General features: G+C 73.9%; 27 protein-coding genes. 8 read left to right on the top strand and 19 right to left on the bottom strand.

Going from position 1 to position 25,588, the window contains the following annotated elements:
• The first annotated feature begins 20 nt into the window (after positions 1-20).
• Entirely contained in the window at positions 21-1,622 is a 1,602-nt protein-coding gene (locus IEZ10_RS00310; protein ID WP_189244418.1) for a bis-aminopropyl spermidine synthase family protein, read from the top strand.
• Here the strand turns inward: IEZ10_RS00310 and IEZ10_RS00315 are convergent.
• The 16 genes from IEZ10_RS00315 to IEZ10_RS00390 all read right to left on the bottom strand — a co-directional run bounded on the left by IEZ10_RS00315 (position 1,588) and on the right by IEZ10_RS00390 (position 17,488).
• On the bottom strand, positions 1,588-2,223 hold the full coding sequence (locus IEZ10_RS00315; protein ID WP_189244419.1) for a hypothetical protein: 636 nt from the start codon (positions 2,221-2,223) through the stop codon (positions 1,588-1,590). The genes IEZ10_RS00310 and IEZ10_RS00315 overlap by 35 nt on opposite strands.
• A 168-nt stretch (positions 2,224-2,391) precedes the next feature.
• Complete coding sequence (locus IEZ10_RS00320) at positions 2,392-3,585, bottom strand: hypothetical protein (protein WP_189244420.1); 1,194 nt, start codon at positions 3,583-3,585, stop codon at positions 2,392-2,394.
• Positions 3,582-4,298: a VIT1/CCC1 transporter family protein gene (locus tag IEZ10_RS00325; RefSeq protein WP_189244421.1), complete on the bottom strand. Its 717-nt coding sequence runs from the start codon at positions 4,296-4,298 to the stop codon at positions 3,582-3,584. Before IEZ10_RS00325 ends, IEZ10_RS00320 begins: the two co-directional genes overlap by 4 nt.
• Entirely contained in the window at positions 4,295-5,422 is a 1,128-nt protein-coding gene (gene lgt / locus IEZ10_RS00330) for a prolipoprotein diacylglyceryl transferase (RefSeq protein WP_189244422.1), read from the bottom strand. Before lgt ends, IEZ10_RS00325 begins: the two co-directional genes overlap by 4 nt.
• A gap of 26 nt (positions 5,423-5,448) precedes the next feature.
• Entirely contained in the window at positions 5,449-6,213 is a 765-nt protein-coding gene (locus IEZ10_RS00335; RefSeq protein WP_189244423.1) for a DsbA family protein, read from the bottom strand.
• A complete protein-coding gene (locus IEZ10_RS00340) occupies positions 6,213-6,788 on the bottom strand; it encodes a MauE/DoxX family redox-associated membrane protein (protein ID WP_268246262.1) in 576 nt (191 codons plus the stop codon). Before IEZ10_RS00340 ends, IEZ10_RS00335 begins: the two co-directional genes overlap by 1 nt.
• Positions 6,789-7,277: 489 nt before the next feature.
• Positions 7,278-8,075 carry a tryptophan synthase subunit alpha gene (gene trpA / locus IEZ10_RS00345; RefSeq protein WP_179818359.1) on the bottom strand — a complete coding sequence of 266 codons (798 nt, stop codon included), beginning with the start codon at positions 8,073-8,075 and terminating at the stop codon, positions 7,278-7,280.
• Between the two features lie 71 nt (positions 8,076-8,146).
• Positions 8,147-9,337 carry a tryptophan synthase subunit beta gene (gene trpB / locus IEZ10_RS00350; RefSeq protein ID WP_229810911.1) on the bottom strand — a complete coding sequence of 397 codons (1,191 nt, stop codon included), beginning with the start codon at positions 9,335-9,337 and terminating at the stop codon, positions 8,147-8,149.
• 51 nt (positions 9,338-9,388) lie between these two features.
• Complete coding sequence (gene trpC, locus IEZ10_RS00355) at positions 9,389-10,198, bottom strand: indole-3-glycerol phosphate synthase TrpC (RefSeq protein ID WP_179818360.1); 810 nt, start codon at positions 10,196-10,198, stop codon at positions 9,389-9,391.
• Positions 10,199-10,365: 167 nt separating this feature from the next.
• On the bottom strand, positions 10,366-10,854 hold the full coding sequence (locus tag IEZ10_RS00360) for a DUF2752 domain-containing protein (protein WP_229810799.1): 489 nt from the start codon (positions 10,852-10,854) through the stop codon (positions 10,366-10,368).
• Between the two features lie 196 nt (positions 10,855-11,050).
• Positions 11,051-11,503: a DUF4190 domain-containing protein gene (locus tag IEZ10_RS00365; protein ID WP_189244426.1), complete on the bottom strand. Its 453-nt coding sequence runs from the start codon at positions 11,501-11,503 to the stop codon at positions 11,051-11,053.
• Between the two features lie 122 nt (positions 11,504-11,625).
• The gene (locus tag IEZ10_RS00370) at positions 11,626-12,258 is read right to left on the bottom strand and encodes a Trp biosynthesis-associated membrane protein (RefSeq protein WP_189244427.1); all 633 of its coding nucleotides are present in this window, start codon (positions 12,256-12,258) and stop codon (positions 11,626-11,628) included.
• The gene (gene hisI / locus IEZ10_RS00375; protein WP_189244428.1) at positions 12,255-12,602 is read right to left on the bottom strand and encodes a phosphoribosyl-AMP cyclohydrolase; all 348 of its coding nucleotides are present in this window, start codon (positions 12,600-12,602) and stop codon (positions 12,255-12,257) included. Before hisI ends, IEZ10_RS00370 begins: the two co-directional genes overlap by 4 nt.
• Before the next feature lie 90 nt (positions 12,603-12,692).
• Positions 12,693-13,649 carry a polyphosphate kinase 2 gene (gene ppk2 / locus IEZ10_RS00380; protein ID WP_189244429.1) on the bottom strand — a complete coding sequence of 319 codons (957 nt, stop codon included), beginning with the start codon at positions 13,647-13,649 and terminating at the stop codon, positions 12,693-12,695.
• A 240-nt stretch (positions 13,650-13,889) separates the two neighbouring features.
• The gene (locus IEZ10_RS00385; protein WP_189244430.1) at positions 13,890-15,662 is read right to left on the bottom strand and encodes an ABC transporter ATP-binding protein; all 1,773 of its coding nucleotides are present in this window, start codon (positions 15,660-15,662) and stop codon (positions 13,890-13,892) included.
• On the bottom strand, positions 15,659-17,488 hold the full coding sequence (locus IEZ10_RS00390) for an ABC transporter ATP-binding protein (RefSeq protein WP_189244431.1): 1,830 nt from the start codon (positions 17,486-17,488) through the stop codon (positions 15,659-15,661). Before IEZ10_RS00390 ends, IEZ10_RS00385 begins: the two co-directional genes overlap by 4 nt.
• 192 nt (positions 17,489-17,680) lie before the next feature.
• On the opposite strand from IEZ10_RS00390, the gene IEZ10_RS00395 reads away from it, so the two are divergent.
• Positions 17,681-18,334: a TIGR03085 family metal-binding protein gene (locus IEZ10_RS00395; protein WP_189244432.1), complete on the top strand. Its 654-nt coding sequence runs from the start codon at positions 17,681-17,683 to the stop codon at positions 18,332-18,334.
• A 31-nt stretch (positions 18,335-18,365) separates the two neighbouring features.
• Here the strand turns inward: IEZ10_RS00395 and IEZ10_RS00400 are convergent, their stop codons facing one another.
• Positions 18,366-19,115: a MerR family transcriptional regulator gene (locus IEZ10_RS00400; protein WP_229810800.1), complete on the bottom strand. Its 750-nt coding sequence runs from the start codon at positions 19,113-19,115 to the stop codon at positions 18,366-18,368.
• An 85-nt stretch (positions 19,116-19,200) separates the two neighbouring features.
• Here IEZ10_RS00400 and IEZ10_RS00405 point away from each other — a divergent pair, with 85 nt between their 5' ends.
• The 5 genes from IEZ10_RS00405 (at position 19,201) to IEZ10_RS00425 (ending at position 23,330) form a co-directional block, all read left to right on the top strand.
• Positions 19,201-20,142, top strand: a complete 942-nt coding sequence (locus IEZ10_RS00405) for a hypothetical protein (RefSeq protein WP_229810801.1) — start codon at positions 19,201-19,203, stop codon at positions 20,140-20,142.
• On the top strand, positions 20,139-20,633 hold the full coding sequence (locus IEZ10_RS00410; protein WP_189244434.1) for an ABA4-like family protein: 495 nt from the start codon (positions 20,139-20,141) through the stop codon (positions 20,631-20,633). Before IEZ10_RS00405 ends, IEZ10_RS00410 begins: the two co-directional genes overlap by 4 nt.
• A gap of 94 nt (positions 20,634-20,727) precedes the next feature.
• The gene (locus IEZ10_RS00415; RefSeq protein ID WP_179818369.1) at positions 20,728-20,889 is read left to right on the top strand and encodes a hypothetical protein; all 162 of its coding nucleotides are present in this window, start codon (positions 20,728-20,730) and stop codon (positions 20,887-20,889) included.
• Between the two features lie 259 nt (positions 20,890-21,148).
• Positions 21,149-22,543, top strand: a complete 1,395-nt coding sequence (locus IEZ10_RS00420) for a glutamine synthetase family protein (protein ID WP_189244435.1) — start codon at positions 21,149-21,151, stop codon at positions 22,541-22,543.
• Positions 22,544-22,751: 208 nt separating this feature from the next.
• The gene (locus IEZ10_RS00425) at positions 22,752-23,330 is read left to right on the top strand and encodes a Uma2 family endonuclease (RefSeq protein WP_189244436.1); all 579 of its coding nucleotides are present in this window, start codon (positions 22,752-22,754) and stop codon (positions 23,328-23,330) included.
• Between the two features lie 431 nt (positions 23,331-23,761).
• Here IEZ10_RS00425 and IEZ10_RS00430 read toward each other — a convergent pair whose 3' ends face one another.
• Positions 23,762-24,067 (bottom strand): hypothetical protein, encoded by a 306-nt coding sequence (locus tag IEZ10_RS00430; RefSeq protein WP_189244437.1) that lies wholly within the window; start codon positions 24,065-24,067, stop codon positions 23,762-23,764.
• Here IEZ10_RS00430 and IEZ10_RS00435 point away from each other — a divergent pair.
• Complete coding sequence (locus tag IEZ10_RS00435; RefSeq protein ID WP_189244438.1) at positions 24,062-24,640, top strand: DUF732 domain-containing protein; 579 nt, start codon at positions 24,062-24,064, stop codon at positions 24,638-24,640. The genes IEZ10_RS00430 and IEZ10_RS00435 overlap by 6 nt on opposite strands.
• Positions 24,641-24,817: 177 nt before the next feature.
• On the opposite strand, the gene hisF is transcribed toward IEZ10_RS00435, so the two are convergent.
• Positions 24,818-25,588 (bottom strand): imidazole glycerol phosphate synthase subunit HisF, encoded by a 771-nt coding sequence (hisF, locus tag IEZ10_RS00440; protein WP_189244439.1) that lies wholly within the window; start codon positions 25,586-25,588, stop codon positions 24,818-24,820.

A 25,588-nucleotide genomic window follows, 5' to 3' on the forward strand; every position in this document is an offset into this window, starting at 1 on the left:
TACGCCTCTAGGGTTGAGCCATGGAAGGGATCGAAGACCTCATCGCGCGGGCCGGCGTGGACGGCAGGCGGCCGCGGGCGGTGCTCGCGGCGCTGGCCGACGGCCGCTGGTGGACGCTGGCCGACCTGGTCCGTGAGACGGCGACGTCCCGGCGGACCGTCGAGGCGCTGCTGCGCGAGGTCGAACTGGAGCGCTCCGGCGACCGGTTCCGGCTGACGCGCCCGCCGTCCGGGATCGCCGGCGTCACGAGGGAGACCGCGCCGGCCGACCCGGTGGCCCACCTGCTGCCCGGCCACGCCGACCTGGTCGCGACGATGGAGGAGCTGATCGCCCGGGCGCCGCGCGGCCGCCAGGCGCTCGACCACGTCGCCGCGACCGCCGACACCGTGGTCCGGCGGGCGCTGCTGATGGACGCCCGGTTCTGGCTGGACGGCGCGCGGCTGCTGTGCGTGGGCGACCACGACCTGACCTCGCTGGCGACCGCGCTGCTGCACCCGGGCGTCGAGATCACCGTCGTGGACATCGACGAGCGCATCCTGGACCACATCTCCGGCCACGCCGAACGGCTCGGCCTGGCCGTCCGGACCCGCTGGGCCGACCTGCGCCTGGGCCTGCCCGCCTCGGCGCACGCCTGGGCCGACCTGGCGATCACCGACCCGCCCTACACCCCCGAGGGGATCGGCCTGTTCACCGCGCGCGCCGTGCAGGGACTGCGCGACCGCGAGCAGGGCCGCGTCCTGCTGGCGTACGGCGCGAGCGAACGCACCCCGGCCCTGGCCTGGAAGGTCCAGCACTCCCTGTCCCAGCTCAACCTCGTCAGCGAGGCGATCTACCCGGACTTCAACCGCTACTTCGGCGCCGAGGCCATCGGCTCGGCCGCCGACCTGTACGTCCTGCGGCCCACCACCAAGACCTGGCCCGCCGTCGCGGCCCGCGTCGACGGCCTCAGCGCCGCGATCTACACCCACGGCCCCCAGTCGGTCGAGTCGGCTGGGGCGGCCGGTTCGGCCGTGCGGGCCGCCGCGCCGGACCCCGGGGAGGCGCCCGAGGTGCTGGTCGGCGAATGGCCCAAGGACGTCCTCCCCCGGGTCCGGCGCACGCGGCTGGCCACCTGGCTGTCCAAGCCGCACGCCGGCGACCCGCGCCGCGTGGCGATCGCCGTGCCCGCCGGGATGGAGGCGGCCCTCCCCCGGCTGCTGCTGGCCACCCGCGCCCGCGAGGTGCGGGTCACGCTCGCCGAGCCGCCCGGCGGCCTGCCCGGCGCGCCGCTGACGTCCCTGTACGAGCTGGCCGCCGAGGGCCCCGTCGTGCGCGCCGTACGGCTGGCGCCCCCGGAGACGGACGAGGGTCGCGTCCTGCGGCACATCCTGGACAACGCCCACGGCAAGCTCGCCAACACCTGGCGCGAGGGCCTCATCCGGATCCGGGACGGCCTGACCAAGAGGCAGGCCAGGGCCCTGGTGGAGGCCGCCGCGCCGTGGGCGGGCGAGGTGACCGTCCTGGAGCTGCCCGCCGGCCGCCTCGCCGGGCTGCCGGCCGCGGTACGGGCGTCGGTGCGGGCGGCGGAGGAGACCGGCGCGGGATCCGTCAGCGCGTCAGGCGACGCTGGACGGCCAGACTGAGGCTGTCGAGCGCCACCTGCGGGTAGGTCAGGTCCACCCGGCCCCCGCCGCCCACCGGGCCGACCCAGCTCACGGTGACGTAGTGCCCCAGGGCCCGCACCTGCGCCCAGCTCCGCGCGGCGCCGAAGCCGGCCGGGACTCCGGGGGCGAGACGCACGAAACCGCCGCCGCCGTCCCGGGGACCGGAGAACACCCGCACCAGCCGGTCGGCGGCGGCCGCGTCGGCCAGGTTGAAGATGACGAACTGCCCGAATACCCGGCCGTCGGCGGTGGCGTAGCGGGCACGCAGCGCCTGGCCGCACCCGGCGACCGCCTCCTCGGCGTCCCCCCACACCGCCGCGGCGCAGTCGGTGAGCGTCTCGGTGCCCTGGCGGGCGAGGGTGGCCCCGCCCGCGGCCACCGACCCGGTGGGGAAGACCTCGCCGGCGGTCAGCGGGGCGGGGTCGGCGGCGCGGGTGGCGATCGGCGCGTAGATGGCGCTGGTCGTCTCGCTGCGCAGGGTCACCGGCCGCGGGAGGTCCCCGCCTCGCAGCCACAGGAAGGCCGCCGCCCCCGCGGCGACGACCGGCACGGCGACGGCTGCGGCGATCCACTTGCGCATGACGCACCAGCCTACTGGGACGCGGGGGACGCCCGGGGCCGGAGCGGCGATCCGGGCCGCCGGGACGTGCGCGGACGCGCCCCGGCCGGGGCCGCCCGGCCGGGGCGTCCCGGCCGGGGGCGTCTCAAACGGGGGCGTCGCGCCGTACGGAGACGGGGACCCGGGAGGTCAGGAGGCCGGGTCGGCCGCGACGACGCGGCGGAACACGGCCCTCTCCGCGCCGCGGACCGCCAGGGTCAGCGTGACGAAGTCGTCCCTGGGGCCGGGCTCGGCGCCGTCGGCGCGGCCGACCCAGGCCAGGCCGGCGTAGTGGCCCATGGCGTAACCGCTGCCCTCGGTGTATCCCCCGGACGGGAAGACCGCCTTACCCGACTGCGGCGCCTTGACCCAGCCGCCCCGGTACGCCGTGGTCATCTCCTGGACGAGCCCGTCGGCGGAGGCGGCGTCGCGGAGGTTGAACAGGGCGTACATCGCGACGTAGCGGCCGTCGGCGCTGGTGTAGAGACCCCGGGCGACCTGCGTGCACCCGCCCCGGGCGAGCCGGTCGGCGAGCTGCCCCCAGGCCGCCCCCGGGCAGTCGGCGCCCAGGTCGGTGGCGGCCAGCCGCAGGGTGACCTTGCCCTCCTTGACGGTCTTGGCCGCGAAGACGTCCTTGACCGTCAGCGGCTTGGGGTCGGCCTTGCTCTGCGCGATCGGTGCGAACAGCTTCGGTGACGCCCAGCCCTTGTAGACGTCGGGCCTGGGCTGGGTGACCAGCGCGGCGGTGGTGGCCCGCTCGGGCACGACGTCCTGGCCCAGCGAACCGACGATGAGGACCATGGCGACGATGGTGCCCACCACCCCGGCCAGCACCGCGGCCGCGACGACGGCCCGCCGCTGGAACGGGGTCAGACCCCACTCCTCCAGCCGGGAGCCGCTGTCGAAGCGGTTCTCGGACCGGGATTTCTCGGAGCGGGACTTCTCCGGGCGGGGCTTCTCGGAACGGGACCTCTCCTGGCGGGACCTGCCACGGGCCCTGGACCCCCGGCCGGCCGCGGACCCCGCGCTCCTCGCGGTCTCCCCCGCGGACTCCGCGATCCCCGTGGCCTCTGTGGTCCCCCACGGGTCCGCCGCGGCGGACGCGGGCGGGACGGCGGAGGCGGCCCGGGCGGGCCTCCCCGGGAAAGCGGGGGCGCCCCCGGCGTACGCCTCCCGGAAGAAGGAGTCGTCCGCGGCGGGGCCGGGCGGGAAGGGGCCGTCCAGGAAGGGGGTGTCCGGGGCGGCGGAGCCGGGCGGGAAGGGGACGCCCGGAGCCTCGGGGGCGGCCGGTCTGTCGGCTCTGGAGGCGCCGCGGCGGCGCTTGCGCCCGGGGGGAGTCGTCACAGGCCGGTTCCTCCCAGGAGGCTGCCCAGGCCGAACGTCAGCGCCGCGGCGACCACGCCGACCAGGAGCTGGCGCAGGCCGCTGTACCACCAGCTGCGCGCGGTGACCCGGGAGACCAGGGCGCCCGCGCCGAACAGGGCCAGGCAGGACAGCACCGCCGGCCAGACCAGGCTGGTGACGCCCAGGAGGTACGGAAGGAGCGGCAGCAGCGCGCCCACGCTGAAGGACAGGAAGGAGGAGATCGCGGCGGTCTTCGGCGAGGGGAGGTCGTCCAGGGTGACTCCCAGCTCGGCGCTGGCGTGCACCTCCAGCGCCTTCTCCGGATTGAGGGAGATCTGCCGGGCCACCTCGGCGGCCAGCGCGGGTTCGACGCCGCGCGACTCGTAGAGCCTGGCCAGCTCGTCCTGCTCGGCCTGCGGGTTGCGCTCCAGCTCGCGCCGCTCGATGTCGATCTCGGCGATGGCGAGCTCGCGCTGGCTGGCCACCGAGACGTACTCACCGCCGGCCATCGAGAACGCGCCCGCCGCCAGCCCCGCCACCCCTGCCAGCACGACGACCTTGGTGCTGGAGGTGCCGCCGGCCACGCCGGCGATCAGGGCGAAATTGGAGACGAGACCGTCCATCGCGCCGAACACCGAGGGCCGCAGCCAACCGCCGTTGACGTCACGGTGCTCGTGATGGATCTCGGCACGCGTGCCGGACCCTCCGCTCATCGTTTCTCTTTCCGACCGTCGGACGCAGCCTCCGCGACCCCCTTCCGGGAGTCGGCGGGCTCTTCCGGCCCGTCGGCCTGGTCCGCCGGGTGCGCCGGATCGGCGCCCCCTCCGGTGTCCAAGGCTAGCCCGGCCGACACTATGCCCGGTTCGTCGGCCTTACCCGGTTCGTCTGCCGGATCGGTCCCGCTCGCCGTACCGGTCTCGTCTTCCGCGCCCGGCTCGTCCGCCGCGGCGGCCTCGTGCCCGTCGGCCTGACCGGCCGGGTGGGCGGGGTCGGCGGGCGGCTCACCGCCGGGGCCGGTGGCGAGGACCCGCTCCTCGCCGGTCTTGCCGCGGGCGTACCAGAAGTAGGCCAGCGCCGCGAGGAACAGCACGACCGAGGTCCACTGGTTGAGCCGCAGGCCCAGGATGTGGTGGGCCTCGTCGATGCGCATGCCCTCGATCCAGAACCGGCCCGCGGTGTAGCCCGCGACGTACAGGGCGAACACCCTGGCGTGGCGCAGCGCGAACCTGCGGCCCGCCCAGACCAGGAGGAGGGCCAGCGCCAGGTCCCACAGCGACTCGTACAGGAACGTGGGGTGGTAGGTGGAGACCCCGGGGATCGTGCCCGGCCGGTCGGGGTCGATCTCCAGCCCCCACGGCAGGTCGGTCGGCCCGCCGAACAGCTCCTGGTTGAAGTAGTTGCCCCAGCGGCCGATGCCCTGGGCCACCGCGATGCCGGGGGCGACGGCGTCGGCCACCGCGGACAGGGAGATGCCCCGCCTGCGGCAGCCGAACCACACGCCGAGCGCGCCGAGCGCGATGGCGCCCCAGATGCCCAGCCCGCCGTTCCAGATGAACAGCGCGTCGATGGGCCTGTTGGGGGCGTCCGGCGCGAAGTAGAGCTGCCAGTCGGTGATGACGTGGTAGAGACGTCCGCCCACCAGGCCGAACGGCACGGCCCAGACGGCGAGGTCGACGATCGTGCCCGGGGTCCCGCCGCGGGCCCGCCAGCGGCGTTCGCCGATGGCGACGGCGACGATGACACCGAGCACGATGCACAGCGCGTAGGCCCTGACGGGGACGACGCCGAAGAGATGCCAGACACCTTGGGAAGGGCTGGGAATCGAGGCGAGGGGCATGTCAGGTGACGTTACCGTGTCGCGGGCTACTTGGCCGCATCAACGACCTCCTGACGCAGTTCCGCCGGGCGGAACGCCACCTCGTTGTCGACCTCCTTACCGTCGAGCTTGAGCGTCGGGGTTCCCTTCAGCTTCGCCTGGTCGAGGACCCTGGCGCTGGCGGCGAGGTGGGCCTGCGCCTTCTCCTGGCCGGTCACGCACCGCTCGAAGCCGGGGTCGGTGACGCCGGCGTCCCTGCCCCAGGCGACCAGGTCCTCCAGCGAGAAGCCCGGGGTGTTCTCCGCCGGCTGCTTCCTGAACAGCTGGTCGTGGAACCTGGACCACGGGGCGCCGCCGGGGATGCAGCGCGCGGCGGCGCCGGCGCGCAGCGAGTTGCCGCGGGTGACGCCCTTGTTCATGTCCTCGGGGAAGATCGTGATCGGGTGGTAGACCACCTTCGCCTTGCCCTCGGTCGCGAGGTTCTTGATCGTGGAGCCGCTGGTCTCCTCCAGGGCCCTGCAGGCCGGGCACTGGAAGTCCTCGTAGACCTCGAGCACCGGCTTGTTCACGCCCGGCCTGGCCATCACCACCGAGCCGTCGGCGGCGACGCTGATCGGGGCGAGCGCCCCGGTGGACTCCTCGGGCTTGCTGCCCTGGGCGGCGAACCACCAGCCGGCGCCGATGACGCCGAAGGTGACGACGGCGGCGGCGACGATGGTCACGATGCGGCGGAGCCGCTCCCTGCGCCGCTCCTCCTCGCGCTGCGCCTTGATCCGGTCGCGGACCGACTGGTCACGCGCGGCCTTGCCCATCAGCGGTTCTCCTTCACATGGGGCTCCTCCTCGTCGCCCTCGGCGTCGTACACCTCCCGCCCGGGGGTCAGTCCCAGCGCGGAGTCGAGCGCGAGCCGGCCCGGCGGGAACCAGGCGACGACCACGCCGAGCGCGAAGAGACCGGCGTCGCGCAGGATCGTGAGGAGGTAGTCGGGCTCGGCCCCGGCCTTGAGCTGACCGCCGCCGCCGAAGCAGCCGCAGTCGATGCGCAGCCCGCGCGCCCACGCCGAGGCGATGCCGATGACGAACGCGAGCATCAGCAGCATGGAGATCATGCCCGCGACGCGCGTGAGCAGCCCGACGACCAGCAACACCCCTACGACGATCTCCAGGATGGGAAGGCCGTAGCCGACCACCTTGGCCAACGATTCAGGAAGCAGTTCGTATGCCTCGACCGCCTGGACGGAGAGCACGGGAGTGCCGATCTTCTGCCAACCTGCGGCGATCAGCACACCCGCGAGCACCAACCGCGAAACGGTCGTCACCCAGGGTAGCGCCGAAATCGCGCGCCGTGTTCCCACGCTGGTGGGCTTCTCGGAAGTCACGAGCATCATCGTCTCCTATTCCAGGCCCCCGCCTGCGCTCGTCGCGGAATCCCCCGCCATCTCGCGGAGATCCCATCACGGGCCCGGTAAGCGTCGGATAAGCCTGCGGCGGACGGCCGCGGGCCACCCGGCTTCGGACGTGGCCGAGCGGGGCGACCTGGGAATTTTATCCGAGATAGGGCTCTGAGCTGCGGATATGCCGATCGGAGACGATTCTTTGCGGCTCTGGGCGCCGGCCCGCGCATCGGGGCGGCCCCCGCCCGTCCGGCGGCCGCCGGGGCCCGGCGTGTCACCACCGCGGACCACGGCGGCACGCGGCCGGCGGCGGCACACGGCGACGGCACACGGCGACGGCGGCACGCGGCCGGTGCGCGGGATGTCGCGCGGCCGGGCCGTACGGCCGGCGGCGCGCGATGGGCGGCGCATGAAACGTCACGCGGCCGGTGCCGTACGCCCGCGGGCGTACGGCACCGGCCGCGCGTGGTCAGCGGCGCGTGGTCAGCGGCGGCGGACGCCCTCGGCGAGTTCGGCGGCGAGCTCGCGGACCGACGCCAGGCCGGCGGCCTCGTCGGAGGCGTCCAGCAGGCGGCGGATGAAGGCCGAGCCGACGATGACGCCGTCGGCGTATCCGGCCACCTCGGCGGCCTGGTCGCCGGTGCCGACGCCCAGGCCGACGCAGACCGGCAGGCCGGTGTGCGGGCGGGTCCGCTCGACCAGGCCCCGGGCGGCGGAGCCGACCTGGTCGCGGGCGCCGGTGACGCCCATCAGGGAGGCGGCGTAGACGAAGCCGGTGCAGCAGTCGACGACGGCCTTGATGCGCTCCTCGGTGGAGCTGGGCGCGACGAGGAAGACCGTGTCGATCCCGGCGGCGGCGCTGGCCTCGCGCCAGACGCCGGACTCCTCGGGCGTCAGGTCGGGCGTGATGGTGCCCGTCCCGCCGGCGCTCGCCAGGTCACGGGCGAACCGCTCGGCGCCGTAGCGGTCGATCGGGTTCCAGTACGTCATGACCAGGGTGGCGGCGCCCGTCGCGGCGACGCCCTCGACGGTGCGCATCACGTCGGCGATACGGGTGCCGTTGGTCAGCGCCCGGTGGACGGCCGCCTGGATCGTCGGGCCGTCCATGAGCGGGTCGGAGTACGGCAGGCCGATCTCGATCACGTCGCAGCCGGCCTCCACCATGGCGGAGGCGGCCGCGACGGCGCCCTCCACGGTCGGGAAGCCGGCCGGGAGATATCCGATCAGGGCGGCGCGGTCGTCCGCCTTCGCCTTGGCGAACACCGTCTGAAGAGTCGTCATCGCTGGTTCCAGTCGCGCGGTTCGGGCCCGTTCCTCCCCCGCCCCGTGCCGGGGTGGGGGCGGGCCGGTCGTCAGAGGTTGAAGTACTTCATGGCGGTGCCCATGTCCTTGTCACCGCGGCCGGAGAGGTTGACCAGGATGATCGCCTCGGGGCCCAGCTCGCGGCCGAGCTTGAGGGCCCCGGCCAGGGCGTGGGAGGACTCGATCGCCGGGATGATGCCCTCGGTGCGGGCGAGCAGCGCGAACGCCTCCATCGCCTCGGCGTCGGTGACGCCGTGGTAGGTGGCGCGGCCGGTGTCCTTGAGCCAGGCGTGCTCGGGGCCGACGCCGGGGTAGTCGAGGCCGGCGGAGATCGAGTGGGACTCGATCGTCTGGCCCTCGTCATCCTGCAGCACGTAGGTGCGCGCGCCGTGCAGGACGCCGACGGAGCCCTGGGTGAGGGTGAGGGCGTGCTCGCCGGTCTCGGCGCCCCGGCCGCCGGCCTCGTAGCCGTGCAGCTGGACGTCCTCGTCGCCGATGAAGGCGTGGAAGATGCCGATCGCGTTGGATCCGCCGCCGACCGCGGCGGCCACGGCGTCCGGCAGCCGGCCGGTGAGCTCCAGCATCTGGCGGCGGGCCTCGACGCCGATGACGCGGGCGAAGTCGCGGACGATCTCCGGGAATGGGTGGGGACCGGCGATGGTGCCGAACAGGTAGTGGGTGTGGTCGACGTTGGCCACCCAGTCGCGGAACGCCTCGTTGATGGCGTCCTTGAGGGTCTGGCTGCCGTTGGCGACCGGCACGACGGTGGCGCCGAGCAGCTTCATGCGGGCGACGTTGAGCGCCTGGCGCTCGCAGTCGACGGCCCCCATGTAGATCACGCACTCCAGGCCGAGCAGGGCGGCGGCGGTCGCGGTGGCGACGCCGTGCTGGCCCGCCCCGGTCTCGGCGATCACCCGGGTCTTGCCGAGGCGCCTGGTGAGCAGGGCCTGGCCGAGCACATTGTTGATCTTGTGTGCGCCGGTGTGGGTGAGGTCCTCGCGCTTGAGGATGATGCGGGCCCCACCGGCCTGCTCGGCGAACCGCGGCACCTCGGTGAGCGTGGTCGGCCGCCCGGCGTAGGTGCGCAGCAGGTGGTCGAACTCGTGGATGAAGGCGGGGTCGTTCTTGGCCTTCTCGTACTCGGCGGCGACCTCGTCGAGCGCCGGGATCAGGGCCTCCGGCACGTAGCGGCCGCCGAAGACGCCGAACTTGCCCCGGACGTCGGGGTCGTCGCCGTACACGCCGTTACCGGCGAGGTCGGCGGGGGTCAGGATGGTTGCCTCTGTCACTGCTCACTGCCCCTCGGGTCGGGATGCGGGGTGGGCTCCGGCGGTGACGAGGTCGACCACCGCGGCCCGCGGGTCCTTGCCGGTGACCAGGCTCTCGCCCACCAGGACGGCGTCGGCGCCGGCCCTGGCGTAGGCGAGCAGGTCGTGGGGGCCGCGCACCCCCGACTCGGCGACCTTGATGACGCCCTCGGGGATCTTGGCGGCCAGCTTGGCGAAGACGTCGCGGTCCACTTCGAGGGTCTTGAGGTTGCGCGCGTTGACGCCGATGATCTTCGCCCCGGCTTCGACCGCCCGGTCGAGCTCCTCCTCGGTGTGCACCTCGACCAGCGGGGCCAGCCCGATCGACTCGGCCCGCTCGATGAGGGAGACCAGCGCGTTCTGCTCCAGGGCGGCCACGATCAGCAGCGCCAGGTCGGCGCCGTAGGCCCGGGCCTCCCACAGCTGGTAGGAGGTGACGACGAAGTCCTTGCGCAGCACGGGGATGTCGACGACGGCGCGGACGGCCGCCAGGTCGTCGAGGCTGCCGCCGAACCGGCGCCGCTCGGTCAGGACACTGATCACGTGGGCGCCGCCCGCCTCGTAGTCCCCGGCGAGCGCGGCGGGGTCGGCGATCGCGGCCAGCGCGCCCTTGGACGGGCTCGACCGCTTGACCTCGGCGATGACGGCCACCTGGTCCCCGCCGAGCGCCGCGTAGGCGTCACGGGGCGGGGCGGCCCGGCGGGCGCGCTCCTTGAGCTCCTCCAGCGATACCGATCGCTGCCGCTCGGCGAGGTCGGCGCGCACCCCGTCGAGGATTTCGTCCAGCACGCTCACCTGACCTCCTCGCGAAACTCGGAGGTCAGGTCAGCGAACCCTGCCGTGACCGCGGTCCGCTCGCTCCACTCGCTCACGAGTAAGGCCCCTCCCGAATCGATTGCCCTTGTCCAGCCGATGGTATCGGGCTTGCCGGGTCCACCTGCCACGGGGGACACCGTAGCCGACTATGGGGCTAGGAATTCCCCAAAAGGTACATTCCGCAATATCCAAAAAAGGATCATTAAAGCCAGAAATGACCATACATAGTTAGCTTGTACGGATTTCATGGCGAACGGCCGACCCCGCCAGGAAAGCAGGACCCACCGGCCCCACACCAGCGCCGCCACCGGCACCAGCGCCACGACGAACGGGTTGAACCCCAGTGCCGAGGCCGGGTCGCCGTGGACGAGCGCGTGCACCGCCCGCAGCCCCCCGCAGCCCGGGCAGTACAGGCCGGTGAGGGCCAGGAACGGGCACGGCGGATAGTGACCGGGCTCGCCGGGGTCGACGGCCCCGACGTAGGCGGCCGCCAGGGCCACCGCCGCGGCGGCGGCCAGCGGGACCGCCAGGGACCTCGCCCGCGACCCCCGCGGGACCACGCCCCCGTCCGTCGCCATCGCCTCGCCCGCACCTCCGCCCTGCCCGCGCGTCCTCATCACCGGGACGACCTTCACCGGCCACGATACTCAACCCCGGGCCGGCGCCCCGCCGCCGACCCGGCGGCGGGGCGGGCGCGCGCCGCCGATCCCGGGCCGGATCCGGGAAGACCCCTGGAAAGCGCCGCCCGTGCGCGGGCCGTACGGGAGGCCGGACGCGGACCGCGCGAGGCCCGGCCGCCGGACGGCCGCCACGCGCCGGTCAGCGCGCCGGTCAGACCCCCGTCGTGTAGACCGCGCCCGCGAAGAGCCCGATGGCGGCGAACCACATCAGCAGCAGGATCACCCAGGTGGCGATGCCGAAGTAGGACAGGACCAGTCCGGCGATCGCCATGCCCCGCCCCTCCTCGCCGCTGCGCTTGATCTGGCTCAGCGAGACGTGGCCGAGCACCACGCCCACGATCGAGGTGGTCCCGCACAGGAACAGACCCGAGATGCCCAGGATCAGCGCGGCGATGGCCATGCCGTTGTTGCCGCGGGGCGGCGGCGGGCCGTACCCGTAGGGGTCGTAGCCGCCGGGCGGCCCGTACCCGCCCGGCGCGCCGTAGCCGTTCCCCGAGCCGTACCCGCTCCCCCCGCCGTAACCGTCCGCCGGGCCGTAGCCGCCGGAGGAACCGTAACCGCCGGAGGGAGGTCCATAACCGCCGGACTGGTTCCCGTAATTCATGAAATACCCCCTTTGTCGACACCGCGGGGCGAAATCCTAGTGAAGAATGGGCGGTCCCATCAGTCCACGCCCTTTTCCGTGCACAGGTCGTGACCTCGCGGCGGGCCCGGGACGCGCGGTGTTCAGGACGGGCGCGGCGTACCCGGGTCGTCCGGCCCGCCCGGCGCCCCGGGGTCGTCCGGCGTCTCGGGGTCGGCCGTCGGGTCGGCGCCCCGGTCGATCGCGTCCCACAGCGCCCGCTCGCCGGTGCCCCGGGCGGCGGCGCGGTCCGCCCCGCCGGAGCGTTCGTAACGGTCGGACATGCCGGGCCAGCCGCCTCCCCTGACGGCGGCCGCCACTCCCCCGGCCAGCAGGACCAGGCCCCCCACGCCGGCCACCACCGGCCAGGCCGGGACCGCGGCGACCAGCCCGCCGGTCTGTCCGGCCGCTCCGGTGGCCTGCTCGGCGGCGACCGCGGCCGCCGCGGCCGGGCGGGATCCGGCCCAGGCCGCCGCCACCGCCCCGGCCCCGCACACCGCCATCACGCCGCCGACGATCCTGCGCCACACCCCCCTGGTCGCGAGCACCGCGACGACCGCGGCGAGCGACGCCCAGGCCGCCGGCCCCAGCGCGGGAGCCACGTCCGCCGCGGCGACCGGCACCGCGCGGGCGCCGTACGTCACGGTGAACCAGTCACGGCCGGAGGCGAGCAGCACCAGCCCGGCTCCCGCCGCGCACACCGCCACCCAGGTCCACAGCGCCCGCGCGGCCGTCACCCGGACGTCACCTCGAGCCGATCGGCGTCGAAGCAGGTGCGGTCGCCGGTGTGGCAGGCCGCGCCCACCTGGTCGACCTTGAGCAGGATCGTGTCGCCGTCGCAGTCGAGGGCGGCGGACCTGACGTGCTGGACGTGACCGGAGGTGTCGCCCTTCACCCAGTAGGCGCCGCGGCTGCGCGACCAGTAGGTGGCGCGGCCCGTGGTGAGGGTGCGGTGCAGCGCCTCGTCGTCCATCCAGGCGAGCATCAGCACCTCGCCGGTGTCGTACTGCTGGACGACGGCGGGCACCAGCCCGTCGCCGGTGCGCTTCAGCCGGGCCGCGATGGCGGGGTCAAGGGACATGCCGCAATTCTGCCGCAGCGGGGGGCCGGGCCGCCGCCCGGTCCCCGCACCGGCCGTACGGTCGCCGCGCGCCGGACGCCCCGCCGTGCCTCAGCGGGCGCGGTCGTCGTCGAGCAGATCGGCCGCCTGGACGACGATCCTGGGGTCGGGCACGCCCACGACCTCCCGGTCCTTGTCCGTGTAGTCGAACAGGCTGAGCACGTGGCGCATCGCCTCGATGCGGGCGCGCTTCTTGTCGTTGCTCTTGATCACCGTCCACGGCGCCGCCTCCGTGTCGGTGTGCAGGAACATGTCCTCCTTGGCCTGGGTGTACTCCTCCCACTTGTCGAGGGAGGCCAGGTCCATGGGCGACAGCTTCCACTGCCGGACCGGGTCCACCTGGCGGATCACGAAGCGGGTGCGCTGCTCGGAGCGGGACACCGAGAACCAGAACTTCACCAGGTGGACGCCGTCGCGGACGAGCATGCGCTCGAACTCGGGGGTCTGCTCCAGGAACTCCAGGTAGTCGTCGGGCGAGACGAAGCCCATCACCCGCTCCACCCCGGCGCGGTTGTACCAGGAACGGTCGAAGAAGACCATCTCGCCGGCGGCCGGCAGGTGGGAGATGTAGCGCTGGAAGTACCACTGGGTGCTCTCGCGCTCGTTGGGCTTCTCCAGGGCGACGACGGTGGCGCCGCGCGGGTTGAGGTGCTCCATGAACCGCTTGATGGTGCCGCCCTTGCCGGCCGCGTCGCGCCCCTCGAACAGGATCACCAGCCGCCCGCCGGTGTCCTTGATCCAGTACTGCAGCTTCAGCAGCTCGATCTGGAGGAGCCGCTTGAGCCGGTCGTACTCCGCCCGGCCCATCCGCTCGCCGTAGGGGTACTTCTCCCGCCAGGTGTCGACCGGGCTGCCGTCCTCCCTGACCAGCACGGGGTCGTCGTCGTCATCGTCCAGGACCCTCAGGTCGGACATCTCGTCGAGCAGTTCGCTGCGGGCCGCCGCGGAGCGCACGTCGAGCACCGGCGGCCGCTGCTCCTGCGCTCCCTCGTCGGTCAGGTCCGTCATCGATGTTCTCCCCGTGGCGCGGATGTCGGGTTCACACCACAGGCACTACCTCACCGCCCGCGCGCTAATCCTCGGCGCCGCCACCGGAACGGCGCCGCCACCTGGACGGCGGCACCGCCGGACGGCGGCACCGCCGGACGGCGGCACCGCCGGACGGCGGGGGCACCGTTCCGGTGGCGGTGCCGGGGGCCGTGACCCCGGCGACCCCCGGGCGACCCCCGGCGACCCCCGGGACGGCCCTCAGGAGCGGGCCGCCGCGACCCAGGAGGCGTGCAGGTCGGCGTAGACGCCGCCCTGGCGGACCAGTTCGGCGTGCGGGCCGCGCTGCACGATCCGGCCCCGGTCGAAGACCAGCACCTCGTCGGCCGCCTCCGCGGTGGACAGCCGGTGGGCGATGGAGACGGCCGTACGGCCCCGCGTGACGCCCTCCAGCGCGCGGGCCAGCCGTACCTCCGTGGCGGGGTCCACCGCGGAGGTGGCCTCGTCGAGCAGGAGCAGGTCGGGGTCGGCGAGGTAGGCGCGGGCGAGGGCGACGAGCTGCCGCTCGCCCGACGACAGCGACTCGCCCCGCTGGCCGACGGGGGTGGCCAGCCCGGCGGGCAGCCCCTCCAGCCAGTCGGCGAGCCCCAGCTCGGTCAGGGCCAGCGTGATCTCCTCGTCGGTCGCCGGCGGGCGGCCGAAGCGGATGTTGTCGGCGAGGGTGCCGTCGAACAGGAAGCCGTCCTGCGGCACCATGACGATCCGCTCGCGCAGCGAGGAGAAGCGGATCCGGCGCAGGTCCTCGCCGTCCACGGTGACCCGGCCGGAGACCGGGTCCATCAGGCGGGTCAGCAGCTTGGCGAAGGTGGTCTTGCCCGAGCCGGTCTCCCCCACCACCGCGATCCGCGAGCGCGGCGGGATCTCGACGGACACGTCGCTCAGCACCGGGGGGCCGCCGGGGTAGGAGAAGGACACGTCCTCGAAGGCGACGGAGATGGGGCCGCGCGGCAGCTCGACCCCGTCCGGGCCCGGGTCGGCCACGTCGGGCGGGGTGTCCAGCACGCCCAGGACGCGCCGCCAGCCGGCCACCGCGTTCTGGGCGTCGCTGAGCACCTCGGTGGCGGTCTGCAGGGGCGAGACGAACAGGGTGATCAGGAACAGGAAGGCGACCAGGCTGCCGGCGGTCATCTCGCCGGAGACGCCCAGCCGCACCCCGAGCAGCACCACGCCGGCGACGGTCGCCGCCGCGACGATCTCCGTCACCGGGAACACCGTGGCGACGATCCGCTGCGCGCGGGTCTGCGCGGCCCTGCTGGCGTCGATCGCGGCGTCCAGCCGCTCGGCGGTGCGGGCCTCGGAGGCGTGGGCGCGGATCACCGCGGCGCCCACGACCGACTCGCTGACCGCGGCCAGCATGTCGCCGGCCCGCTCGCGGACCAGCGTGTAGGCGCCCGACAGCCACCGCTGGAAGCGCGGCAGCACGATCATCAGGGGCAGGAAGCAGGCCCACACCAGCAGGGTGAGCTGCCAGGAGTAGACCGCCATCAGGACGGTCGCGACCAGGAGCTGCCCCATCGAGATGATGATCATCAGGCCGCCCCACTGCATGAACGTGCTGATCTGGTCCACGTCGCCGGTGACGCGGGAGACCAGGGCGCCGCGGCGCTCGGAGTTCTGGGTGAGCACCGACAGGTCGTGCACATGGCGGAAGCCGCGCACCCGCAACGTGGCCAGGGACGCCTCGGTGACCCGGTAGAGGCGGACGTTCATCAGGTACGCGCACAGCGCGGTGAGCACCACGGCCACCGCGCACAGCAGCACGGCGGAGCGGATGTAGGGCACGTCCGGGACCGACCCCTTGAGCCCCCGGTCGATGGTCTGCTGGACGGCGATCGGCACGATCACCTTGCCGACCGTCGCGACCACGGCCAGGGCGAGCGTCCCGGCCAGGCCCTTGCGGAACTCGGGCGTGAGCGACAGCCCGTGGCGTACGGTGGCCAGCGCCGAGCGCTCGGTCCCCTGAAGCGAACTCACGCTCTGACCTCCTCTTCTTCCGTTTCCTCCGTGACGGCCCCGGTCGCGGCCCCGGGGGTCCCCGTCCCGGCCTCGTCCAGCGCCTCGCGCTCGGCCTCCTCGCGCTCGTAGGCGGTGACGAGGTTCCGGTAGCCCTCGCAGCGGCCGATCAGCTCCTCGTGCGGGCCCCGGTCGACGACGCGGCCGTGTTCCAGGTAGACCACCTCGTCGGCCAGGGCGATGGTGGCCATCCGGTAGGCCACGACGACCACGGTCGAGGCGCGGGCCGCGTCGCGCAGGCCGTACAGGATCTTGGCCTCCACCTGCGGGTCGACGCTGGAGGTGGCGTCGTCCAGGACGAGCAGCCGGGGGTGGCGGACCAGCGCGCGGGCCAGGGCCAGGCGCTGGCGCTGTCCGCCGGACAGGGACGCGCCGCGCTCGCCGAGCCTGGTGTCGAGCCCGTCGGGCAGCGCGCCGACGAAGCCGTCGGCCTGGGCCAGGCGCAGCGCCTCCCGGACCTCCTCGTCGGTGACCGGCAGGCCGAGGGTGACGTTGCCGCGCACGGTGTCGTCGAACAGGAACGTCTGCTGCGGCACCAGCGCGACCGCGGCGCTGACCTCGCCGCGGGCGGCCTCGCGCAGGTCCGTCCCGTCGATCAGGACGGCGCCCTCCGCCGGGTCCACCAGGCGGACGAAGGTCTGCGCGAGCGTGGACTTGCCCGAGCCGGTGGGCCCGACCAGCGCCACGGTGCGGCCGGGCTCGACGGTGAGGTCCACCCCGTGCAGCACCTCGGCGTCGCCGTAGGCGTAGCGGAGGCCGCGGATCTCCAACCTGGCCGGCGCCTCGCCGCGCAACTCGGCGTGGCCGTGGGCCATGGAGCCCGTCGCGGACAGCACGGCCTGGACCCGCTCGTAGCCGACGACCGCGCGGGGCAGCTCGGCCAGCACCCAGCCCAGCGCCCGGATCGGCCAGGACAGCAGGGTGAACAGGTAGGCCACCTCGACGAGGGTCCCCGGGGTGACCGCGCCGCTCTCCAGGCGCATCGAGCCGATCAGCAGCACGGCGAGCACGCCGAGGGTGGGCAGCGCCTCCAGCAGCGGGTCGAACAGGCCGCGGACCCGGCCGACGGCGACGTTGGCGTCGCGCAGCTCCCCGGCGCGGGCGCGGAACCGCGCGGTCTCCTCGTCCTCGCGGCCGAGGGTCTTGACGACCAGGGCGCCGTCGAAGCTCTCGTGCGCGATCTCGCTGACCTCGGCGCGGAGCTGCTGGGCGCGGGTGGCCAGGGGGCTGAGCCGGCGCTGGTAGACCAGGTTCAGCACGGCGATCGCGGGGAAGATCAGGAAGCCGACGAGCGCGAGGACCGGGTCGGTGAGGACCATCGAGACGGCCGCGGTGACCAGCATGACGACCACGCCGACCGCCATCGGCAGCGGCGCCAGCGGCGCCCAGGCGGCCTCGGCGTCGGAGCTCGCGTTGGACAGCAGCTGCCCGGTGGGGTGGCGGTGGTGCCACGCCAGGGGCAGCCTCAGGTACTGGCGGGTGACGCCGCGCCGGGAGGCGGCCTGCATCCGGTACTGCATGACGCCGGCGAAGTAACGTCGTCCGGCCACGCCGAACGCCTTGAGCACCGACACGCCGACGATCAGGGTGGCGCCGAGGGCGAGCGCGCCGCCGCCGACCCCTCCCTGCCGGAACGAGGCGAGCACCACGTGCTCGGTCGCCCAGCCCAGCGCCCACGCCGACGCGACCGTCATCACGCCGTACAGGGCGCTGGCCAGGACGGCGGCCGTGAAGACCGCCTTCTCGGCCCGGATGGCCACCCCGAGGACGCGGAGCCCTTTACGCATGACCGCCGAGGTCACCTTGCTCGCCACTCGGGAGGTGTCCTTTCAGAGAGGAGAAGCGGGGGGTACGTTTCCACGTAAGTCACTATCACGCCAGATCATGTCCTTATTCCCGCCGGGCCTCCTCCGGGCCTTCTCCGGAGCGCCCGTCACCGGCGAAATCGTCCGGGCCCGGGGGGTTGTTAGGATCGCCGAATGACCCACGCCCGCGCCGAACGCGCCGCGCTGAGCGACCTGTTCCTCCAGGTCGGCCCGGACGCCCCCACCCTGTGCGAGGGGTGGACGGCCTTCGACCTGGCGGCCCACCTCGTGCTGCGCGAACGCCGCCCGGACGCCGCGGGCGGCATCGCGATCCGGCGGCTGGCCGGCCGCACCGCCGCGGTGCAGGAGTCCCTCAAGGCCCGGCACGGCTACGCCGGCCTGGTGGAGCTGGTCCGCTCCGGCCCGGCGGGACTGTACGGCCTCGTCCCCGGCCTGGACCGCGCGGTCAACGCCGTGGAGCTGTTCGTCCACCACGAGGACGTACGGCGGGCGCAGCCGGGCTGGGAGCCGCGGGAGCTGTCCCCGGGCTTCGAGGAACTGCTGTGGAAGCGGCTGCGCGGCCTCGGCCGCCTGCTGCTGCGCAGGTCGCCGGTGGGCGTGGTGCTGCGCCGCACCGGCGGCCCGGCCGGCGGGGGCTCCCGCGACGTGCTGCTCGGCGGGCCCCGGGGCGGCGCGCGGGTGGAGGTGTCGGGCCGGCCCGGTGAGCTGGTGCTGTTCTGTTTCGGCCGTCAGCCGTACGCCAGGGTCGAGCCGGCCGGTTCCCCGGAGGCGGTGGCGCGCCTGCGGGACGCCTCCCTGGGGGTCTAGCCGGCCGGACCGTCTGGACCGGCCGGTCCGCTCAGCCGTCCCCGCCTCCGGAGCCGTCCCGGCCCCGCGAACCGTCCCGGGGCCCTGAGCCGTCACCGCCCCGCGGGTCGTCACCGCCCTGGGGACCGCCACCGCCCTTCGGGCAGCGGGGCCCCTCCGAGTCGTCGCCGAACAGGCGGGCCGAGGCCTCGGCCTGGGCGATCCGCCGCAGCGCGGCGACCAGCGCGTCGCCGAGGGAGGTCCCGACCACGACCAGCTCGACCATGCCCTCCAGGTCCGTCCGCTCGGCCACGGCCGCGACGTCGGCCCGCGCGATCAGCTCCGCCGCCCGGGCGTACTCGTCGAGACGGTCCAGCATGCCGTCGTAGCCCAGTCCCGCCGCGGTGAGCAGCACGCCGGTGACGGCCTGCATCGCGGGGCTGTCGGACTCCTCCTCCCAGCCGTGGCGCTCGATCAGCTCCCTGGCCCGGCGCTCGGCCCTGTCCCACTCCTCGCCCTCACCGGGCTCCCTGCGGGGGGTGACCGCCTTCTGCGCGACGCCGAGCTGGTCGTGCAGGCTGCGGCCGGGCTCGCCGAGATGGGCGAGCAGCTCGCGGATGTCGGCGATGGACAGCCCGGCGTAGTCGGCCAGGGCCCGCACCAGCATGATGCGGCGCACGTGCCGCTGATCGTATCTGGCCTGGTTGGGGCTGGTCCGCTCCCCGCTGGGGAGCAGCCCCTCCCGCAGATAGAACTTGATCATCGGCACGGAGACGCCCGTCGTCCGACTCAGCTCCGCCATCCGCACAGCGTCCTCCTCTTGTGGTCCCCTCCGAGTTTAGCTATAGATAATAGATATATCTGTTATCCGTTCGGAAGGACGCCCCGTGCCGCGCCCGCACCGCCCCCTGCTGTTCATGTCCGCCGTCATGGCCGCCCTCGCGGTCGTCGCGACGGGCGGCCTCCTCCTCGACGACCGCACCCTGGACGGCACGCCCGTCTGGGCCAAGCCGCTGAAGTTCGCCCTCTCGCTCGGGATCTACGGGGTCACCTGGTCATGGCTGCTCTCCCTCGTCCCCCCGGCGACGCGGGCCGCCCGATGGAGCCGGTGGCTGGGCACCGCCCTGGCCGCCGCCGCGCTGGCCGAGATGGCGGTCATCGTCATCCAGGCGGCCCGGGGGCGGCGCAGCCACTTCAACGTCTCCACCCCGCTGGACTCCGCCCTGTACTCCGCCATGGGCACCACCATCATCGTGCTGATGGTCGCCAACGTCCTGGCGGCGGTCCTGGTGGCGCGTGGACGGCGGGTGGAGGCGGCGGACACCTGGGCGGTCCGCATCGGGCTGGCCGTCTCCGCCGCGGGCATGGCCCTGGGCTACCTGATGGTCCGGCCCAGCGCCGCCCAGCTCGCCGCCCCCGTGGTCACCGCCGTCGGCGCGCACGGCGTCGGCGTCGCCGACGGCGGGCCGGGCCTGCCCCTCCTGGGGTGGAGCACCACCGGCGGCGACCTGCGCGTCCCGCACTTCGTCGGCATGCACGCCCTGCAGGCCCTGCCGCTGCTCGCCCTCGCCGCCCGCCGCGTCGCCGACCGGACGGCCCGGCTGCGCCTGGTCGCCGCCGGCGGCCTCGGCTACGCCGGGCTGACCGCCCTGGTGACCTGGCAGGCGCTGCGCGGCCAGCCGCTGCTGCGGCCCGACGGCCCGACCCTGGCCGCCGCCGGGCTGCTCCTGGCCGTCACCGCGGCCGTCGCCCTCCCCGCCCTGCCGTTCCTGTCCGCGCCCGCCGCCCGGCGGGCCGTGGCCGCGACCCCCGCCGAGGTGAAGCCGTGACCGAGACCCTCTTCCAGCTCAGCTTCCTGGCCGCCGCGCCCTTCTGGGCCCTGATGATCGTCGCGCCGGCGTGGTCGCGCACCCGGCGGGTCATCGGCTCGCCGCTGATCGTGCTGCCCTCGCTCGCGGTGTGCCTGACGCTGCTCGTCCCCCTGCTGGCGGACTTCTGGCCCGTGGTGACCCGCCCCACCCTGTCCGGCCTCGTCGCGCTGACCCGCGACCCGCAGGCGCTGGCCGCCCTGTGGGCGCAGATCATCTCGTGGGACCTGCTCGTGGGCCGGTGGATCTATCTCGACAGCCGGGAGAGGGGGATCCATCCGCTGGTGACGGCGCCGATCCTGATCTCCGCGATCCTGCTGTCCCCCCTATCCCTACCGGTATATCTGACCCTGAGGGGTTGGACATCGCGGCGTCCCGACCGCACGATAGCGAAGGCGCGTCATGCCGAACCCGTGAAACCGCAATGGCCGGTCGAAGCGGGACAGGTATGATGATCAAAATCCGGGAGCCACTCGGGCCGAAGATGCCAAAGATCATTAAAATCCGGGTATATACGGCTGGGACGGGAACTGCAGGAGGCCCCCAATGCAGGTCAAGAAGATCCTCACCTATGTGGCGATAGCCTTCGTGGCCTTTTATCTCTTCACCAAACCGGCCCAGGCGGCGGAGGCGGTGAACGGCGTCTTCGACGGGATCATCAGGGGGGCCGACCAACTCGCCGTGTTCTTCACACGTGTGCTGACCTAGCCCGGCGGGTCCGCCCCGACCTTCCCAGGCGCTCCCGCCGACCCCGCGGGAGCGCACGGCATCCCGGCACCGCGTCCACCATGACGCCATCGTGACGCCTCCGGCGTCCCCTCAGGCGCCCCCGGGACCACCGGAACGACGCGGGGACACCGCGGAGACGCCGCCGGAGACCCCCGGTGAGTCCACGACGGCCCCATGGCGTCACCGGCGCCGCCCCGATGTGCTTCCGCCGTACCGCCGGACGTGTTACGCACGAGACATGGCAGATCGTCACAGCGTGACCGGAACCCACCCGCTCGACCCGGACGAGCGGCGCGTCCTCGAACGCGCCGAGACCGAGGGCATCGAACTGGTCCGCTTCCTGTACGCCGACCACGGAGGCGTCATCCGCGGCAAGGCCGCCTCCCGCTCCCGGCTCGCCGAGCGGCTCGGCTCGGGCATCGGCCACACCGTGGCGATGATGGCGATGAACATGCTCGACCAGCTCCAGAAGGTCGAGCACCTCGGCCCGGTCGGCGAGGTGCGCATCGTCCCCGACCCGGCCACCTTCGTCGCCCTCCCCTACGCCCCCGGCGCCGCCGCCATGGTGTCGGACCTGCGCCGCCCCGACGGCTCCCCCTGGGAGGCCTGCCCGCGCACCTTCCTGCGGGAGGCGATCGACGCCCTGGCCGCCGAGGGTCACACCCTGGTCGCCGCCTACGAGCCGGAGTTCACCCTCGGCCGCCGCGTGCCGCCCCCGTCCGGCGGCCTCGACCGGCTGGTCCCCGTCGACGACAGCCTGTGCTACGCCACCCCCGGCTTCAACCAGGCCCACGACTACACGATGCGGCTGGTGCGCGCCCTGCAGGGCCAGGGGCTGCACGTCGAGCACTACCACCCCGAGCTGGGCCACGGCCAGCAGGAGCTGTCGATCCGCCACGCCCCCGCGCTGCGCGCCGCCGACAACCACGTGACCTACCGCGAGACCGTCCGCGGCGTGGCCTCCGCCATGGGACTGTGGGCCTCCCTGGCCCCCAAGCCGCTGGCCGACCAGGCCGGCAACGGCGCCCACCTGCACCTTTCCCTGTGGGACCGGGACCTGCGGGTCAACGCCTTCGGTGACGCCGGCGACCGCTACGGCCTCTCGCCCCTCGCCTACCGCTTCATCGGCGGCCTCCTCGCCCACCTGCCCGCCCTGACCGCGCTGACCTGCGGCTCGGTCAACGGCTTCCGGCGGCTGACGCCCGGGATGTGGTCGAGCGCCCACGTCTGCTACGGCATGGACAACCGGGAGGCCGCGGTGCGGATCTGCTCCCCCGTGGGCGGCGACGCCGAGGCGGCGGCCAACCTGGAGTTCAAACCCTCCGACTCCTCGGCCAACCCCTACCTGTCGCTGGGCGCCGTCATCCACGCCGGCCTGGACGGCATCCGCCGCGGCCTCGACCCCGGCGACCCGGTCGACGTCGACCCCGCCACCCTCCCCGAGGGGAGCGTGCCCCGGCTGCCCGCGACGCTCGCGGAGGCCCTGGACGCGCTGGAGGCCGACGAGCTCCTCATGAACGCCCTCGGCCCGCTGCGCGCCACGGCCTACCTGGCCGTCAAACGCTCCGAGGCCCGCGCCTTCGCCCTCCAGGACGCCGACTACGAACTCTTCCACCACTTCCGCGTCTTCTGATCCGCCGGGGCACACCGGTGGCCGCGGGCAGCCCCTCCCACCCATGCGGGTGATCTCCAGCATGGGCATGCCGGAGGCGTCATCGCCGCCGACACGTCGTGGTTTCCGCCCCCGCCGCGGCATATGCCGCGAACCTCATGGTCAACGCGTTGCCCGACTCGTCTCATCTCACTGTGAGACGCCCGGGAATCTCGATACCGTGGCAGGTATGAGCGTTGCACACGAGTCCGAACCCCACGGAGCGCTTCCCTGGGCTCCGCGGTACTGGACCGCGGACGAGTTCATGACCCATGACTTCGGCGACATCGGCCGCCGCTTCGAGCTTGAGGACGGCTGCATCGTCATGACCCCCGCCCTCTCGATCCGCCACCAGCGCATCGCCCGCCGGCTCATCAACGCCATCGAGGCGTGCCTGCGGGACGGCGATCTGGACCTGGACGTGGAGGGACCGGTCAACTACCGCCTCAACGCCGACACCGTGTTCGCTCCCGACATCGCCGTCTTCCGCCGGGACACGGACAGCGACCTCTACGTGGAACCGCACGAGATCGAGATCCTCGCGGAGGTCACATCCACCAACTCCAACCGCGATCGCCTGACCAAGATGAACCGCTACGCGCGGACCAAATGCGAGTGGTACTGGATCATCGACCAGAACACGCTGGTCATCGATGTCCATCGGATCGAGGGTGACATCTACCGGCAGGTGGCCTCCCTCACACCTGGCACCGCCGCCACCCTGCCCGGTCCCGTCCCCCTGACGATCGACCCCGGCACCCTGGTTTGATCGTCCCCCCTCATGAGCCGGCGGACGACGGCCGCCGGCTCTTCCATCGCCTCCGCGCCTTCTGACCCGCCGGAACCCCTCCTCGGGGCACACCGGCGGCGGCCGCGGAAATCTCCTCCCCCGCCCGTCCCCGTAGTGATCGCCCCGCTTCCGTTCGCACGTTCCCGTGGCCGCTCCCTCCCCGCTCGCAGCGCGGCGGACGGCACCGTCCCGGTGATTCCGGGCGGCGCTTTTCCGGGGTTTCACGCCGTAATTCGCAGCGGATTGTCAGAAGGGGGGCGTATGGTGCGCGAATGCACTCTCCGCAGTACCCCGGCCAGTCACCGCAGCCCGACCGGCCCGCACAACCCGGTCAGTGGCCCGGGCAGCACCCGCAGCAACCCGGACAGCAGCCTGGGCAGTGGGCCAACGGACCCGGCGGGCCGGGTGGATCAGACGGACCGCAGCCGCACCGGCAGTCCGGCCAGTGGCCCGGCGCTCCCGGGCAGCCCGGGCCCGCGCAGCAGCCCGGCGGCCAGTGGCCGGGACAGGCCGGTGGCCGGCCCGATGGTCAGTGGCCGGAGCAGGCCGGTGGACAACCCGGCGGTCAGTGGCCGGGGCAGGGCGGCGGACAGCCCGGCGGCCAGTGGCCGGGACAGCAGCCGCAGCCCCCGCAGCAGCCGTACGGCTCGCCGGCCCCGCCGTACGGCCCGCAGGGGCGGCACCCGTACCCGCCCCAGTCCCAGCCGCAGATGCACCCGCCCCGGCAGGACGGCCCGCAGGGCTGGCAGCACCCGCAGCCGAACCCGGCGGCGTGGGCGCCGCCGAGCTGGCAGCCCGGAGCGCAGCCTCCCAGGAAGGGCGGCGGCCGGAAGGCGGCGCTGCTCGCGGCCGGCGGCGTGCTGGTCCTGGCGGCCGCGATCGGCGGTGTGGTGGTCTTCACCGGCGACGACGACCCCGTGGCGGCCCAACCGGCGGTGACCACCGTGCCGCGGGAGGAGCCGACGGGGCGGCCGCGGGCGACCGAGGAGCCTGAGCCCAGCTCGAGGCCGACCTCGGAGCCGGAGTCCAGCTCGGGCGGCGGGCAGCAGGCGGAGAACGAGGAGATCTTCCTGACGACCGTGCGGCAGCGGCCCGCGCTGAAGCAGGCCGACTCGGCCACGCTCCTGCGGCTCGGCCGGTCGATGTGCAAGGCCCTGGACGACGGCAAGAGCCTCACCGACGTCGCGACCGGCAACTCCGACCGCTACGGGCTGGAGACCTCGGCGTTCATGACGGGCGCGGCCATCGTGGCGCTGTGCCCCCGCCACCGCAGCCTGGTCCCGAGCTGAGCCCCCGTCCGCCTGCCGGCGCCCGGGCCGGCCAGGCGGGACCCGCCGGAAGGCGGGAGCGCGGGCCGATGTCTCCGTGCGCCACACATACCGCCATGCCGGACACCGCGAAAACGGTCGCGCGCTTCCGGCGTGAGAAGCGATCCGGGGCCGCCCCGCGGGGCGGCCCCGGCGGCCTCAGCGGACGGGGTGACCCGCCGCGCGCAGGGTGTCCTTCACCTCGCCGATCTTGAGCTGGCCGAAGTGGAACACCGACGCCGCCAGCACCGCGTCGGCCCCGGCCTCCACCGCAGGAGGGAAGTCCGCCAGCTTCCCCGCGCCACCGCTGGCGATCACCGGGATCGACACGACCGCCCGCACCGCCCGGATCATCTCCAGGTCGTAGCCGTCGCGGGTGCCGTCGCCGTCCATGGAGTTGAGCAGGATCTCCCCCGCCCCCAGCTCCTCACCGCGCCGGGCCCACTCCACCGCGTCAATGCCCGTGCCGCGGCGACCGCCGTGCGTGGTCACCTCGAAACCGGACGGCGTCGGCGGCCCGTCCACCACCCGGCGGGCGTCCACCGACAGCACCACGCACTGCGCGCCGTACCGCCGCGACGCCTCCGTCAGCAGCTCCGGCCGGGCGATGGCCGCGGTGTTCAGGCCCACCTTGTCCGCACCGGCCCGCAGCAGCCGGTCGACGTCCTCCACCGAACGCACTCCCCCGCCGACCGTCAGCGGGATGAAGACCTGCTCGGCCGTACGGCGCACCACGTCGTACATCGTCGAACGGTCGGAACTGGAGGCCGTGATGTCGAGGAACGTCAGCTCGTCGGCCCCCTCGGCGTCGTAGCGGCGGGCCAGCTCGACCGGGTCCCCCGCGTCGCGCAGGTTCTCGAAGTTGACGCCCTTGACCACCCGCCCGGCGTCCACGTCCAGGCAGGGGATCACTCGCACCGCGACGGTCAT

This window comes from Streptosporangium pseudovulgare, from assembly GCF_014648055.1.
In the GTDB taxonomy this organism is placed as follows: Bacteria; Actinomycetota; Actinomycetes; order Streptosporangiales; family Streptosporangiaceae; genus Streptosporangium; species Streptosporangium pseudovulgare.